Source organism: Embleya sp. NPDC059237, assembly GCF_042754105.1.
Classification (GTDB): domain Bacteria; phylum Actinomycetota; class Actinomycetes; order Streptomycetales; family Streptomycetaceae; genus Embleya.
Genome location: NZ_JBHZAE010000016.1, coordinates 64,214 through 79,224, shown reverse-complemented (window position 1 = coordinate 79,224; position 15,011 = coordinate 64,214). Strand labels below are relative to the sequence as shown.

Genomic DNA, 15,011 nt, shown 5'->3' with positions numbered 1-15,011 from the left:
TGCCGATACGGTCGGCCGGTTCCGCGTGCGTGAGGGTCTCGTTCCGGTGGAAGTCGCGGCGCACCGCGGGCAGGTGGTGGCCCGTATCGCCTCGGAGGGCTCGACCGCGCCAGGCAGGCACACGATCACCGCGGGGCGGTACGCGGGCCGGGCCCGGTGGTGGCGGTCGGCGCCGGACCCGAAGCCTCGGTGGGCAAGCCCACTCATGTCCATGGCACCGCATGGGCGGCCGATTCCCAGGCCGGATCGCAGCGGATTTCGGGCCCGCTCGGCAAGGGGGGCGTTGCCGATCGAACGTTTGCGTCTGTGCAGGGGTGGAGCAGCCGGGGTGGCTCCACCATCGCGCCGGGCGACCGTCGGGGCCGCAGCGGGGGGGTTCTACTCGTGGGCGCTGATCTCGCCGCCCGCGCTCAGCACGATGTATATGCCGTTGGCGACCGCGCCGGCGTCGTGCTGGTTCGCTTCCAATGTGCCGTAGTCCGCGCCCCCGTTGCCGAGGATCCGCGCACGGAAGCGGAGTTCGCCGACCTTGGTGACCTCGGCCGTCCAGCCGCCGGGGAGTTGGAAGGTGCCCGGACCGGTGTGTTCGCCGCCCATCCAGGAGTGGATCGTGCCGTCCATCGAGAGCACGACGAACATGCCGTTGGCGTCGAGCCCGGCGTCCTTGTCATCGGTTTCGAGCGTGGCGAGGACCTGGCCGCCGTTGACGATCTTGGCACGGTAGCGCTGCGCGCCGAGGTTCTCGATCTGGGCGGTGCTGCCGTCCACCAGGGTCTTGCCACCGCCCGAGGAGCCACCCTTGGGCGCCGTGGCCGGTGGGGTGCCGGTCTTCGGCTTGGTCGTGCCGGCCGGCGGGGTGTTGTCGCCCGCCTTGGCCGTGGCGGCCGGCGCGCTGGTCTTGTCCTTGTCGTCCGAGTTGCACGCCGTTGCGGTGGGAATCAGCAGAGCCGCCGCCGGCACGGTGCCGGCCGGCGTACGGACGGTGTTCGTACGGCGGGTCGTTACGAGGGACATGCGATTTTCTCCCGAGCAATTGGTGTCGAGGACGCGCACGTTGCCCACTGCCTCGGGCGTTGGGACGGGAGGTGGTGGCGCGCTGTGCAAGATCGACGTTAGTCCGGAAGACTCGACGAATTGGGTCCCGCCACGTCACCGGATTGCTACGCCTTGGATCGTGCGGCGGGCCCCACAAGTGACGCCGGACAAGCCCCCCGTCCCTCGACCTCCGACGGAACGGCCGCCGTCGGGTGGTGGGCTTTGGTCGGGGGCGGGTCCCGGTCGCCGTAAGGTCTGCGCATGGCGAAGTATTTCGATGTGCATCCCGAGAACCCCCAGCAACGCACCATCGGCAGTGTGGTCGACCTGATCCGCGGCGGGTCGCTCGTCGTGTATCCGACGGATTCGTGTTTCGCACTGGGATGCCAATTGGGCAACCGTGAGGGCATCGCCCGGATTCGCGCGATCCGCGAGCTGGACGACCGGCACCACTTCACCCTGGTGTGCGAGAGCTTCGCCCAGCTGGGCCGGTTCGTACACCTGGACAACGACGTGTTCCGGGCGATCAAGGCGTCGACTCCCGGCCCCTACACCTTCATTCTCCGTGCGACGTCGGAGGTGCCGAAGCAGTTGCTGCATCCGAAGAAGAAGACGGTCGGCGTGCGGATTCCCGACCACGTCGTCACCCAGGCCCTGCTCGCCGAACTCGGTGAGCCGATCCTGTCCAGCACGCTGCTCCTGCCCGGCGAGGAGGAGCCGCTGACGCAGGGCTGGGAGATCAAGGAACGGCTCGACCACGTGGTGGACGCCGTGGTCGACTCGGGCGAATGCGGCACCCAGCCGACCACCGTCATCGACTTCTCCAGCGACGAGGCCGAGATCGTCCGCCGCGGGGCGGGCGACACCGCGCGCTTCGAGTAGCGGCGCACCGGCCGCCCCGACGGCGGACGAGGCGGCGCACGGAAAAGCCCCGGACGACTTGACGTCCGGGGCTTTTCGCGAGGTATATTTGGTGGTTCTGAATACCGATTCCGAATGGTATTCGGAAAGCTCAATGACGACATGATATCCGTCCGGGAGTCGAATTGTCAAACGCCGAATTGCGACACGAGCAGGAATTCGTCGATGTGCTGTATGCGCACCTCGCGGACCTGCGTGCCCGGACGGAGGTCGCCGTCAAGAGCGCGCTCGGGCGCGAGCACGACGGCACCCGGCAGGCACGCGTCGAGCGGGACATCGCCGTCTTCGAGCAGTCGGGCCTGTTGGCGGCGTTGGACGCCGGTGCGAACGGCCTGTGTTTCGGCCGATTGTTGTTCCGCGACGGCGCCGACCATCACATCGGGCGTATCGGTATCCGCCGCGACGACGCCGAGCACACGCCGTTGGTCATCGACTGGCGTGCCGATGTCGCCCGACCGTTCTATCTGGCCACCGGGCACACCCCGATGGGGCTGCGGCGCCGGCGGCACATCACCACGTCCGGGCGCCGGATCACCGGGCTGCACGACGAGATCCTGGACCTCACCGACGCCACCCGTACCGGCTTCGAGGGCTCGGACGCCGACGCCGTGCTGCTCGCGTCGCTCGATGCGGCCCGCACCGGGCGCATGCACGACATCGTGCAGACGATCCAGGCCGAGCAGGACCGGATCATCCGCGCGCCGCATGGCGGGGTGCTCGTGGTCGAGGGTGGCCCGGGCACCGGCAAGACCGTCGTCGCGCTGCACCGCGCGGCGTACCTGCTGTACGCGAACCGCGAGCAGTTGACCCGCCGTGTCGTGCTCGTGGTCGGCCCCAACCCCGCCTTCCTCGGCTACATCGAGGACGTGCTGCCCTCTCTCGGCGAGACGGGAGTGCAATTCGCCACCCCCGGCGAGCTGTTCCCGGGCGTGACCGCGACCGCCGTCGACACCCCGGAGGCCGCCGAGGTCAAGGGCCGGGCCGCGATGGCCGAGGTGCTGCGCCGCTTCGTGGCCGACCGGCAGACGGTGCCCGAGACGCCGTTGTTCATCGAGCACGACGACGGCGACCTGTACCTCGACGCGGCGATCGCCGAGGCCGCCCGGAGCAAGGCGCGGGCGACGCCGCTGCCGCACAACCTCGCCCGCCCGGCGTTCGCGTCGCGCGTGATCGACGGCCTGACCGAGCAGTTGGTGGACCGGCTCGGCGCCGACCCGTTCGGCGGACCGAACTTCCTCGGCTCGGGCGAGATCGCGCAGTTGTCGATGTCGGTCGCCGAGAGTCCGGCCGTACAGGCGGCCATCGACGAACTGTGGCCGCGCCTCACGCCGCAGGAACTGGTCGCGGACTACCTTGCCGAACCGGTCTACCTGTCCGACGAGGACGCGGCGGCGATCCGCCGGCCGATCGGGTACGACCCGGTCTTCGGGACCCGCGACGCCGTCGAATGGACCGTTGCCGACGTGCCGTTGCTCGACGAGGCCGCCGAACTCCTGGGCGAGGACGACTCGTTGGCGAAGGCCCTGGCGGCGGCCGAACGCCGGCGGCGGATCGCGTACGCGCAGGGTGTGCTCGACCTGTCGTACGGCTCGCGCACGCAGGAGTTCGAGGATCGCGACGACGAGGAGTCCGAGGTGCTGAGCGCCCACGACCTCGTGGACGCCGAACGACTCGCCGAACGCCAGGAGGAACTCGACCATCGCACCTCCGCCGAACGCGCGGCGGCGGACCGCACCTGGGCGTACGGCCACATCGTGGTCGATGAGGCCCAGGAACTGTCTGCGATGGCCTGGCGGTTGCTGATGCGACGCAGCCCCACCCGGTCGATGACCCTGGTGGGCGATCCCGCGCAGACCTCGGAGCCGGGCGGGTGCGGCTCGTGGGAGCGCATCCTGGTGCCGTTCGTCGAGGGCCGCTGGGAGCGAGTGCGGCTGGATGTGAACTACCGTACGCCGACCGAGATCATGGAGGTCGCGGCCGATGTCGTGCGGGCCGTCGACCCCGGATTCGAGCCGCCGGACTCGGTGCGCTCGACCGGCGTGAAGCCGTGGTCGCGGCACACCGCGGACCTGCCGGCCGCGGTGGCGTGGGCGGTCGCGCACGAAGGGGTCGCCCCGGAAGCGGGCCCGGGTGACGCGACCGGCGGCGCCGACGCGCGGGTTCCCGTCGACGGCCGCGTCGCCGTGATCGCGCCGCGCGAGCTGATCGATGCACTGGCGACGGCGATCCCGCACGCCGAGCGAGGCGTCGAGCCGGACCTGACCCGGCCGTTGGTGCTGCTCGACCCCAAACAGGCCAAGGGCCTGGAGTTCGACGCGGTGATCGTCGTGGAGCCGGCCGCGTTCGCCTTGGCGGACCTGTACGTGGCCCTGACACGGGCGACGCAACGCCTCGGCGTCGTGCACACCCGCGACCTGCCGCCCGGCCTCACCGGCCTCGCCCAAGCGGGGTGACGGGGGTGGGGCGCCGGCCACGGGCTCGACACGCGCGTGGCCGGCTCCCCACCCGGCACCCCCGGCCGTCAGGTCCGGCGACGCAGGGTGTGCCGCAGGGGCCGCGGCAACCGGCGCGGGGCGCGGAGGAGGCGGTCGGTGGGCGCCACCACCCGCCGGATGCGCTCGCGCAGGACCGGACCGGGCCGGACGACCACGGCGCGCAACCGGCGCTCCTCGGCCAGTCGGCGCCGCCGCTCCTCGATGCGCTGCGCCAGGTCGCCCGGAGTGCCCGCCGGGCGGGTCTCGTCGACGAGCTTGTCGACGGCGGTCAACAGCGTGCCGTACAGCTCCCAGCGATCCGGGTTCTCGATCGAGTCGGCGAGCAGGATCGCCTCGGTACGCGAGCGGTCCACCAGCGCCTCGGCCAGCCGTTCGCGCAGGGTGTTCTCGGCCCGGGCGGCCTCCTCCGGCAGGGCCCGCCCGTGCAGCACGACCAGATGGCCGTACGCCGCGAACAGCGCCGCGAGCGAGTGGAACAGGCTGCGCAGGGACTGCGCGGTGGCCAACGGGATCTCGGTGTACGCCGGCTCGCCGTGCTCACCCCGCGCGTAGAGCCCGCTCAGCGCCCGACACACCATGCGCAGCGCCACCGCGCTGATCTCGGCGGTGTCCAGGCCGCTGCGCAGCGCCAGCACCCGCACCGTGGCCCGTCTGCCGCGCGGGTTGAGCCGGGTGCCCTCCTCGGCCGTCGACAGCGTGGCGTCCACGCGCACGATGTCCCGGTCGATCCGGCGGGCCTCCTCCAGCCAGCCGTGCGCCCGGGCGTGGCTGACGTCCTCGCCGATCTCCCGGGCCATCGTGTCCAGCAGTTGCGTCAGGGCGTCGAACGCCGACATCACCGCCTCGTTCGCGGGCCGGACATGTACCGGCGGCGCCAGGACGAGGGAGAACACCATGCCGACCGCGGCCCCGATCAGGGTCTCCGCGATCCGGTCCCACGCGGTGTCGGCGACCTGGCTGACGCCCAGCACGATCATCGCGCTGATCGCCACCTCGTTGATCGAATCGCCGAGCCGGATCAGGTGCCCCAGACCGAGCGAGGCCAACAGCAGCAGGGTCAGACTCCACCAGTTGAGCCCGACCGCCTCGCTGAACACCACCGCGATCAGCACCCCGGCCACCACGCTGGCCACTCGCTGTACACCCGTGGTGAACGTCGCGTACGAGGTGACCTGGACCACCAGGAGCGCGGTGAGCGGGGACAGGATCGGCTGCGGATCGGGGCCGGTCAACAGCAGCGCGGCGACGTACGAGGTCACCGCCGCCACGGTGGTCCGCAGCACCTGCGCGACCAGCGAGGTCTCGCTCTCCTTGACCCTGGACAGCGCCGCCGAGAGATCGACGTCGGACGGCATTCGGCTCCCTTCTCCACGTGCTCCACGCGGTCGGACGGTGAGCTTTCGATCCCCCACGTATGCCCTGTCCGCGACCGTCACACCTGTCCCCCGACCCCGAGCGACGGGCGGGTCGCCGGTTCGGTGGGGTGGGTCAGCGGGGGTCTCGGCCGAGGAGTCGGGTCGTGTGGTCGCCGCCGGCTACGACGACGAAGCGGTGGCCGAGGGCGGTCGGCTCGGTATCGAGGTGCAGGACGCCCTCCACGCCCGCCTCCAGGACGGGTGGGCCGTCGATGACGGCGGTCCACCTGTGGGGGAGGGTGTCACCGTCGACCGGCCAGTCGTACAGGTCGAGCGTGACCTCGACGTCGTCGCGGTCGGGGAGCGTCACGTGGCCGTGCGCTTGGCGGATCTCCATCCTTCGAGTCTGCGTCGATCGACGGGATCGCGCCGGCGACGCGGCCGTCCCGCCCGTCCCGCCCGTCGCCGAGGCCCCGCCCGCCGCGTACCCGGGTGGGGTACGCGGCGGGAACGTCCCGAGGTCATGTGTTCAGCGTCGCCGCTGCCGTCGTCAGCCCGTGGTCACGACGGTGGGGGAGTTCTGGTACGACGCGAGCAGCCACCTGCCGTCCCGGCGGGTCAGGACCCACGTCGCGATCGCGGCGCGGTCGGCCGGTGCCTCGGTCTCGCCCGGGAAGATGACGTTCGACTCGCTGACCACGAGGGCGACGTCGTCGTTGAGGAAGCGAATGCCCAATACCTTGTTGTCGGTCGTCGAGCCCTTCAGGAAGCCGTCGAAGCCGGCCGCCATGCTCCGGCGCACGTCCTCGCGGGACCGGCGGTAGGAGCCCGGCAGGATCGCGCAGGCGTCCTCGGTGTAGTCGGCCACGAACGCGTCGGCGTCGTGCGCGTCCCAGGCGTCGTACACGCCCTCGATAACCTGGAGGACGGCGGTCTCGTCCGCGGTTTGCGGGCGGTTGGCGGTCGTGGTCATGGTGTCCCTCGTTCCGGTCGTACTGCCGCGGATCGTCGCGCTGTGCGACGCACGGGGAGTCGTGTGTGGCTCCGCGGATACATACCGGCGGCGGGATCCGAACTCATCGCGCCCGGACGAACTTTTTTCGGCGGGATCGAGGACACGCCCCGCCGCCCGTCAGACCCCGAACCGCGGCGCGAGGCCGAACGACGCGAACACCTCGGCGTCCCGGAACACCGTGTTCCTGCCGATGCCGGAGGCGGTGACGGTGAACACCTGGAGCGTGTGCAGCTCGAACACGCCGTCGGCGCCGAGGTTGTAGGCGGCGAACCCCGGCTGGCCGTTCGCCGCGACGGGGACCAGGCGCCATGTGGTGCCCGCCTTGTCGAACACCCAGTCCATGAACCGCCCGTAGTTGTCGCGCCCGACGAACCAATTGAGCATCGGCGGCATCTCCATCAGCACGTCGTCGGTCAGGAGCCGCTTGAGCCCCTCGACGTCGGCGTTCGCGAACGCCGCCATGTAGCGATCGACGCAGGCCCGCTGTTCCGCCTGCGAGGGCTCGTCGACCCGGTCCTCCAGGACACCCGCCCGGTTCAGCCGCGCCCGCGCCCGCTGCAGCGAACTGTTGACCGAGGCGACCGAGGTACCGAGGATGTCCGCGGTCTCGGCGGCGGAGAACGCGAGCACCTCGCGCAGGATCAGCGCGGCGCGCTGCCGCGCCGAGAGGTGCTGCAACGCGGCGACGAAGGCCAGCCGCAGGCTGTCGCGATCGACCGCCGCACCGGCGGGATCCCCCAGGTGCAGCAGCGCGTCGGGCATCGGTTGCAGCCAGGTGACCTCGCCACCGTGGACCAGCGGATCGAGCGGCCGACTGTCGGCGACCATTCCCGAGGGCAGCGGTCGGCGACTGCGGGTCTCCAACGCCGTCAGGCAGGCATGCGTCGCGATCCGATACAGCCAGGTCCGCAGCGAACCGCGGGCCGGGTCGTACCGATCCCGGGCCCGCCAGGCCCGCAGGCAGGTTTCCTGAACCAGGTCCTCGGCGTCGTGGACCGAACCGAGGATGCGGTAGCAGTGGGCGAGCAGTTCCTGCCGATACGGCTCGATCCGCCCGCCGAAGTCCTCCACCATGGTCGCCCCCGGCCGATGTCCCCGCTGTTTTGGCCGCGAACCATATCGCAACCACCCGGCCCTGCCGGCGCCGGCCACCACGCGGTTTCGGGATGCGGGATGGGCCCCGGAAGCCGTGTGTGCTTCCGGGGCCCGGGGGTCAGCGCGGGTTGCCGGCGTCCGGATGGGTCAGTCGGAACCGGGCCGTGTTCTCGTCGGTGGTCCAGCGGCGGAAGCCGGCCTTCTCCAGCACGCGGACCGAGGACGGGTTCGACAGCTCCACGGTGGCGGACACGGTGTGGACGCTGGGTGCTCCGAGGGCGAACTCCGCCAAGGCCAAGGTGGCTTCGGGGGCGTAGCCACGGCCGCGGCGGGAGGGCACGATGCCGTATCCGATTTCGAGCGTCCCCTCGTGGGGCGGCCAGAACAGGCCGATCGAGCCCACCACAAGGCCACTGTCCCGCTCGATGATCAGGCGGTGGCCGTGTTCGCCGAGCCAGGCGGGGTTGTCGTCGAAGAGGCTCGCGATGACGCGGTCGCCGTCGGCGGGGAAGTCGTCGGCCCAGTGGGCCGATCCGGTGCCGTCGAGGACGGCGCCGACTTCGGCCGCGGTCCAGGGCCGAAGGACGAGGCGGTCGGTGGTCGGCTGCATGCGGGCCGATGAAATGGAGGAAGTCACGTGTCACTCCTGGTCGTTGAACGACCCGCCCCGCGCTCTGTCAGTACGCGGGACGGACGAGGGAATGCCGAAGAGAGCCGACGGCGGCCATATTCATCAACCTCCCTGTCCCGCTGATCGCGCGCCTCCCGCGCGGGGGTGACGGTAGCAACCCGGGCCGGCTCGGGCAAAGGCTTTCCGGTCGGAGGCGGCCTTCGGGCGGCGGCAACGGTTGTGTGCGTCGGGGTCCCGTCGGGCCTCACGGAACGTCATGATGGACCTTCGTATCGTGATGGAGGGGAAGAGTGCGGCGGCGGGGAACCCGCCGTGAGTGGGCGAGTTGTTGTCGTGCTCGATGTGTGACTCGGATGGTTCGGGCGTTCGGAGGCGATTGCATGAACGGTGATTCCCGCGAGTCGGGTGCGGAGGCCGGGCGGCGCAGTGCTGCCCTCCTCGTCGAGGAGGCCCTGGGGTTTTTGTATCCGGCCGCGTTGCGCGCGGCGGCGGCGGTCGGGGTCGCGGACCATCTGGCCGACGGACCCCTCGATGTGGCGGAACTGGCACGACTGACGGGCACTCGGGAACAGAACCTGTATCGGCTGCTGCGACTCCTGGCCACCCGGGGGTTGTTCGAGGAGGACGACCGGGGCCGGTTCCGGCTGACCCCGGCGGGGGACTCGTTGCGTTCGGACGCGCCCGTCTCGGCACGCGCGGCGGTCCTGATGCTGACGGATCGCACGATGTGGCTGCCGAGCGGGGAGATGACCCGCTGCCTGGAAACGGGCTCCTCGGCCTTCGAGGACATCTTCGGCGTGCCGTTCTTCGAGCACTTCGCCCGGGACGAGAAGACCGCCGCCGTCTTCCACGCGGGCATGGACTCCATGTCGGAGGCGGAGAACGTGCCGATCGCCGCCGGCTACGCCTTCCCCGAGGCGGCCACGCTCGTGGATGTGGGCGGTGGCTACGGCGGCTTCCTGCTGGCCGCGTTGCGGGCCGGCCCGCGGCTGCGGGGCATCCTGTACGACCATGCCCACGTCCTGGCCGGCCACCGACTGGACGCCCCGGAACTGGCCGGCCGCTGGGCCACGGCGGAGGGCGACTTCTTCGCCTCGGTTCCCGCCGGAGACGTGTACCTGATCAAGCGCATCCTGCACGACTGGGACGACGAGCAGTGCGTGCGGATTCTGCGCAACTGCCGCCGGGCGATGGCTTCCGGCGGTCGGGTCCTCGTCGTCGACGCGGTGCTGCCGCAGGGCAACGAACCCCACCAGGGCAAGGCACTGGACCTGATGATGATGGCGTCCCTGGTCGGCCGAGAGCGCACCGAGGCGGACTTCGCCCGACTGTTCGACGCGGCGGGCCTGCGGTTGGTCCGGGTCGTGCCCACCCCGACCGTGTTGTCGATCGTGGAGGGGGCCGCCTCCGAGGGCGCGTAGGCGGCGGTCGGCTATCGGCGTGGGCCGCCCGCGAGGGGGATTCCGGTGCGGCGGGACTGGGCGACGGAGGCGGGGGAGTTTGCGCTCTGGGTCGCTTCCAGAGGGATTTCGGCGGGCGTTTCCGGTTGGCCGGGGGATGGGATGTAGGCGGGGAGGTGGGCGGTGCCCCATACGTACGGGTCGGCCTGGGCGCTGCCGTAGGGGGACCATGCGAGGCGGGATTGACCGGTGTTGTCCTGGGTGTCGGAGTCGTAGACGAGGATGTTGGCGGTCAGGCGCTCGGGGTCGACGGCGGCGGGGAGGTCGGCGAGGGGGATCTTCGCCTCGACGGTGTAGCCGGTATACGGCTCGGTCACGGTGGAGGCGATCGTCATTCCGGGCGCGGTGGTGTTCGCGGGGCCTTGGCGGTTGTCGCCGTCGCGTTCGGCGCACGGTCCCGAGTCGGCGGCGGTGAAGGGGAAAACGGCCGCCTTGAAGGTGGTGGAGGTGTCGTCGGAGCGGCCCTGCGGGTCGAGGTCGATCTCGATCGAATCGGTGCGCCAGTGGCGTTTGCAGTCGGCCTGCGCGTCGAGGGCGGCGCCTTTCGTGTCGTCCGTGACGTGGACGAGGACGTACAGGTCGTCGCCGTGGCGGGCGAGGTGGGCCTCGGCCGAGCAGTCCGCGGGGGCGCACTCGGAGCCCTCCCAGTGCGTCAACCTCAGGGTGTCGCCGGGGTATTCGCCCGCGCCTGCCGTGCCGTCCACCGAGGGGGCCCCGTCGACCTCGGGGATGGTGGTGATTGGGGACTCGGGGTGGGTGGGCTGGGCGTCGTTGGCCAGCCACGGCATGTTGACTTTCCGGGTCCAGTCGCGGAACTCGGCATATACCGGCAGCAGTTCGGGCTGGTCGTGTTCCGGGGCGGTGTTGGTGGTGCCGCCGTCGGCCAGGACGGTGAACCACTCGCAGGGGAGTTGGTCCGGCGGGGTGTCGACGGTGGCGGGCAGGGAGCCGAAGCCCTGGGTGACGTAGGTGCGGGCGGCGTCTCGTTCGACCCGGGCCCACGTCGTGTCGTGCTCGGCGGAGCGCGCGCCGGACCAGACGCCGATCACGGGCAGTCCGGACTTCGGGTCCGTGGCCTCCTGCGTGGAGCACTGCTCGCCGGTCGGTCCCCGGAACCCCCAGCTCTGGGTGAGCAGGCGATCGGGCTTCCAGGTGGAGTACTTCTCCTCGGTGAGTTGCTCGGGGAACGCCTGTGGCTCGCCGGCCAGGTGGAACGCCTCGATGGCCAGTCGTGCGGCCTGCTGGTGGGCGCCGTGCTGGTTGAATGGGCGCGGGTCCATGGTGACCACGGTTTTCGGGGTGGTGGCGCGGATGAGGCGGACCAGTCGTTCGAGCGTGTCGGTGGGTTGTTGGGGCGGGCGGTTCCAGACCCTGCCGGCCAGGGGTGCGTTGAGTGTGTACCAGAAGTCGGGCTTGTCGAGATGGAAGACGTTGCGGATGCCGGTGAGCCCGACGGCCTCGCGTTCCTCACCCTCGCGGATCATGCCGAGTTCGGCGCCCTCCTCGGGGCCGACGGCGTTCCCGCCGCCCTCGCCGCGGGTGATCGTGACGACCCCGGTGCTCAGCCCGTCCCGCTCCCGCCATTGCCCGAAGGTCGCCAGCGATTGGTACTCGTCGTCGGGATGCGCGCCGACGAACAACACGTCGGTGTGGGCCGCCCTCGTGGCCGCCGCCGCACCGGCGCGCGCGACCGGGTCCGCCCGCATGACGCAGCCGCCCGCGCACAGGACGCCGGCCGTCACGGTGATGGCGGCGAGGGCGGAGCGCAGGACACGCCGAGGCTGGTACGGCATCGAAGGGGCCCTTCTTGCAATGAAGACAGTGGCTGTCGGTAGCTTCCCTGGGCATGCGTCGCCCCATGCCGGGACTCACCCTTGCGGGGGACTCGGCAACCCCCGTTGCGCTCGGAGTCGCGAGGCCGGGCGCAATGTAAGGTCGATGTCGGGTCCGGAGTGTGCTCGTTGATAGATTCGCCGGTGGAGGTGGAGCATGTCCGAGCCCCAACCGGCGTTGTTCGACGCCGTGGATGCGTTGTTGGCCGAGGCACCCGGTGATCTCCCGTCGCCGGTCGAGCGGGCGAGGCTGCGCAAGGCCGCCGGGTTCACGCAGCAGCGGGTCGCGGACGCGCTGGGGGTCCAGCGGGTGACGGTTGTGGCCTGGGAGGCCGGGCGCAGTGATCCGCGCCCGCCGCAACGCCAGGCGTACGCCCGCCTGTTGGCGGGGCTCGCCGAGCGCTACCCCGCGCCGCGACCGTCCCCGGGCGGGGGCGACGCGGCGGAGGGCGCCACCGGGCCGGTCGACGAACACGACGGGTCCAACGAGGCCGGGCCCGCTGCGGACACGGCCGCCGCCACGGACACCACCTTCACGGCGGCGCTCGACCCGGGCGGCGCCGGGGCGAGGACGGCCGCCGCGCCGTGGGTACGTAGCGCGCCGCCGTCGGCGGCCGTGCCGCCGACGCCCGCGGCGGAGACGCCCGCAGCGGAGTTGCCCGCCGTCGACAAGCCCCCTGCCGCCGGGCCGCTCGCCGCGCCTCCGCCGCCGGAGGCCCAGTCGCCCGCCGCCCCGCCGCCCGCCGCCCGGCGGCCGTCGCGCTCCGCCCCGCCTGTGGCGGCTCGCTCCACCACGCCCCCCTCGGCCGCCTCCCCCAAGTCGCCGCCCCGCACCGGTACGGCCGCCAAGGCCGACACGCCCCCCTCCGACGCGCCGCCCGCAGCCCGGTTCCCCGCCGGCCCCCTCGCCGTCCTCGACGCCGACAAGGGTCGGCTCGTGGCGTACCTGGTCGACGGTCGGGTCCTGCCCGGTCCCGCGAAGTCGCTGCCCGCCGTGGTCGCCTGGGCCCTGGACGTCGGCCTCGGCGCCGAGCGCCTGCACCGCGCCGGCCGCGACGCCGACCCGCTCGTCGTGGTCACCGCCGCCGCCGCCGAGCGGCTGGGTGTACCCGCCGACCTGGAGGACCGCCGCAACCTGCGCCTGCCCGACGACCACAAGCTGGTCAAGCAGGTCACCAAGGACGGCTGGCGGCTGACCCGGCGCGGCTTCGGCCCCTGGACCAAGGTCTACCGACCGCCCGCCGACGGTGGCCGCCGGCAGTGCGTGCAGTTCGCCTTCCTGGGCTGGGACGCGCTCGACACCCGTTCCTGGGCCGGCGCCGCCGACCTGCCCGCACCGCGACTGGCCGAACTCCTGGGCACCTACGCCACCCGTGTGGTCACCCCCCGCGGCTCCACGGCCGTCGCCGGCCTGACCCTGATGACCGAGCTGCGCCCGCCGACCCAGGCCGTCAAGGACGAGAGCACCGGCAACTGGCGCTCCGGCCCGGTCGGCGGCTCGCTGACCGAGGCCGTCGACCCGGCGCCGCCGGAGGCCCCGGACGAGCACCCGGTCGCGCAGAACCGGGGCGGCGCCGACGTGCTGGTGGAGGAGGCGTACGACTGGTACCGCCCCATCCACCTGGTCGGCGACGACGAGGGCAATCGCGAATACGCCGTCGGCCTCGATGTCAACACCGCCTTCCTCGCCGCCGCCTCCCGCCTGCCGGTGGGCCTGGGCGCCCCGGTCCACGTCGAGGCACCCACCTTCGACCGCAAGCTCCCCGGCTGCTGGTATGTCGACCTCTCCGGCATCGAGCTCGACCCCCGCCTGCCCAACCCGTTCACCCCGACCGGCCTGCCCCCGACCGGCCCCGGCTGGTATGCCACCCCCACCGTCGCCTACGCCGCCGAACTCGGCGCCGAGATCGACCCGTTCGAGGCGTGGATCCGTCCGCAGCACGGCGCCTACCTCGACCCCTGGTACACCCGCCTGCGGGACGCCTACCTGGCCACCATGGCCGACCTCGGCGTCACCCCCGACCTCGACGACACCGCGTTCCTGGCCGCGATGGCCGAGCACAAGCGCGCCGACCCCGCCCGCGCGATCGTCCTGGCCGCGATCAAGGCGACCGTCAAGGGCGGCATCGGCAAGCTCCGCGAACGCCCCCAGGGCGCCCGCTACCGCCCCGGCGACCGCTGGCCCGCGCTGGAGCGACCGACCTGGCGCCCCGACATCCGCGCCGCCGTGATCGCCAACGCCCGCGTCGGCATGCACCGCAAGATCCGCAAACTCGCCACCACCGCCGACCTGTACCCCATCGCGGTGCTCTCCGACTGCGTCGTCTACCTCTCCGAGGGGCCCTCCCCCCTGGACGTCCTGCCGCGCACGGCCGACGGCAAGCCGATCCCGGGCGGTTTCCGCCTCGGGGTCAGCCCCGGCATGGTCAAACACGAGGGCACCCGCCCCCTCGAATGGGCCCTGCGCATGCTCGTCGAGGGACAAAACCCCGCCCGCCACATCAAGGACGGCGTCGACGCCGTCGCCGAAGGCGAATAGGAACCCGCATGGGCAAGATCGGCGACGGCCTCGACCAGGCCGCCCAACACGTCCTCACCCGCAAACCGCCCCGGTCCACCAAGGCCCGCGTACGGTTCCTGATGAGCAAGAACCAGAACCGCACCCGCATCGTCGCCGCGCTCCTCGGCGTCAGCCAACGTACCGTCGAGCGCTATCTCAAGGGCGACCGCAAGAATCCGCCCGAACCCGTCAACGCCCGGATCGACGCGGAGGTCCGCCGCCTGTGGCAACCCCGCGTCCGCCGCCGCGCCGAACAACGCGCCGCCGCCGCGGGCGCCGTGATCGTCGAGACCAGGGCCCGATTCGGATTCTCCTCGGCCGCCGGGTCCACCGACGACCCCCGCATGCGCCGCATCACCCAACCCCTTCCCCCCGACCGCGCCCGGGAGTTGTTCGACGCCCACCACGCCGGCGCCCCCGAACGCGACCTGGAGCGCATCGTCGCCGCCGGCCTGCACCAGGCCTACTTCCAGGAGAGCGGCACCCGCGCCGAAGACCTGGAGGCGGTCGAACTCACCGACGTCGACTACTGCGAGTTCGACATCCGAGGCTGACCGAGCCGAACCCGCGCCGAGCCGAGCGCCGTCCGCGACCGAGCACCGTCGCGCCGAG

12 protein-coding genes are annotated in these 15,011 nt (G+C 71.9%); 5 read left to right on the top strand and 7 right to left on the bottom strand.

Features of this window, described 5'->3' with window-relative positions:
• Positions 1-378: 378 nt before the first annotated feature.
• Positions 379-1,014, bottom strand: coding sequence for a hypothetical protein (locus ACFXKZ_RS37920; RefSeq protein WP_380007623.1), 636 nt, complete (start codon positions 1,012-1,014; stop codon positions 379-381).
• A gap of 282 nt (positions 1,015-1,296) precedes the next feature.
• Between ACFXKZ_RS37920 and ACFXKZ_RS37915 the strand changes: the two genes are divergently transcribed.
• Both ACFXKZ_RS37915 and ACFXKZ_RS37910 read left to right on the top strand, forming a co-directional pair.
• Positions 1,297-1,917, top strand: a complete 621-nt coding sequence (locus tag ACFXKZ_RS37915) for an L-threonylcarbamoyladenylate synthase (RefSeq protein ID WP_380007620.1) — start codon at positions 1,297-1,299, stop codon at positions 1,915-1,917.
• A 179-nt stretch (positions 1,918-2,096) separates the two neighbouring features.
• On the top strand, positions 2,097-4,409 hold the full coding sequence (locus tag ACFXKZ_RS37910; RefSeq protein ID WP_380008060.1) for a HelD family protein: 2,313 nt from the start codon (positions 2,097-2,099) through the stop codon (positions 4,407-4,409).
• Between the two features lie 68 nt (positions 4,410-4,477).
• On the opposite strand, the gene ACFXKZ_RS37905 is transcribed toward ACFXKZ_RS37910, so the two are convergent.
• From ACFXKZ_RS37905 to ACFXKZ_RS37885, 5 genes are all read right to left on the bottom strand, one after another.
• Entirely contained in the window at positions 4,478-5,806 is a 1,329-nt protein-coding gene (locus tag ACFXKZ_RS37905) for an aromatic acid exporter family protein (RefSeq protein ID WP_380007617.1), read from the bottom strand.
• A 133-nt stretch (positions 5,807-5,939) separates the two neighbouring features.
• Positions 5,940-6,203 carry a hypothetical protein gene (locus tag ACFXKZ_RS37900; RefSeq protein ID WP_380007614.1) on the bottom strand — a complete coding sequence of 88 codons (264 nt, stop codon included), beginning with the start codon at positions 6,201-6,203 and terminating at the stop codon, positions 5,940-5,942.
• Positions 6,204-6,356: 153 nt separating this feature from the next.
• Positions 6,357-6,779 carry an SgcJ/EcaC family oxidoreductase gene (locus tag ACFXKZ_RS37895; protein ID WP_380007611.1) on the bottom strand — a complete coding sequence of 141 codons (423 nt, stop codon included), beginning with the start codon at positions 6,777-6,779 and terminating at the stop codon, positions 6,357-6,359.
• Positions 6,780-6,938: 159 nt separating this feature from the next.
• Positions 6,939-7,946 (bottom strand): sigma-70 family RNA polymerase sigma factor, encoded by a 1,008-nt coding sequence (locus ACFXKZ_RS37890; RefSeq protein WP_380007608.1) that lies wholly within the window; start codon positions 7,944-7,946, stop codon positions 6,939-6,941.
• Between the two features lie 88 nt (positions 7,947-8,034).
• On the bottom strand, positions 8,035-8,526 hold the full coding sequence (locus ACFXKZ_RS37885; RefSeq protein WP_380008057.1) for a GNAT family N-acetyltransferase: 492 nt from the start codon (positions 8,524-8,526) through the stop codon (positions 8,035-8,037).
• 401 nt (positions 8,527-8,927) lie between these two features.
• On the opposite strand from ACFXKZ_RS37885, the gene ACFXKZ_RS37880 reads away from it, so the two are divergent.
• The gene (locus ACFXKZ_RS37880) at positions 8,928-9,968 is read left to right on the top strand and encodes a methyltransferase (RefSeq protein WP_380007605.1); all 1,041 of its coding nucleotides are present in this window, start codon (positions 8,928-8,930) and stop codon (positions 9,966-9,968) included.
• 11 nt (positions 9,969-9,979) lie between these two features.
• On the opposite strand, the gene ACFXKZ_RS37875 is transcribed toward ACFXKZ_RS37880, so the two are convergent.
• A complete protein-coding gene (locus ACFXKZ_RS37875; RefSeq protein ID WP_380007603.1) occupies positions 9,980-11,800 on the bottom strand; it encodes a sugar-binding protein in 1,821 nt (606 codons plus the stop codon).
• Positions 11,801-11,996: 196 nt separating this feature from the next.
• On the opposite strand from ACFXKZ_RS37875, the gene tap reads away from it, so the two are divergent.
• Positions 11,997-14,378: a telomere-associated protein Tap gene (tap, locus tag ACFXKZ_RS37870; protein WP_380007600.1), complete on the top strand. Its 2,382-nt coding sequence runs from the start codon at positions 11,997-11,999 to the stop codon at positions 14,376-14,378.
• A gap of 8 nt (positions 14,379-14,386) precedes the next feature.
• Positions 14,387-14,953 (top strand): telomere-protecting terminal protein Tpg, encoded by a 567-nt coding sequence (gene tpg / locus ACFXKZ_RS37865; protein ID WP_380007597.1) that lies wholly within the window; start codon positions 14,387-14,389, stop codon positions 14,951-14,953.
• Positions 14,954-15,011: the final 58 nt, after the last annotated feature.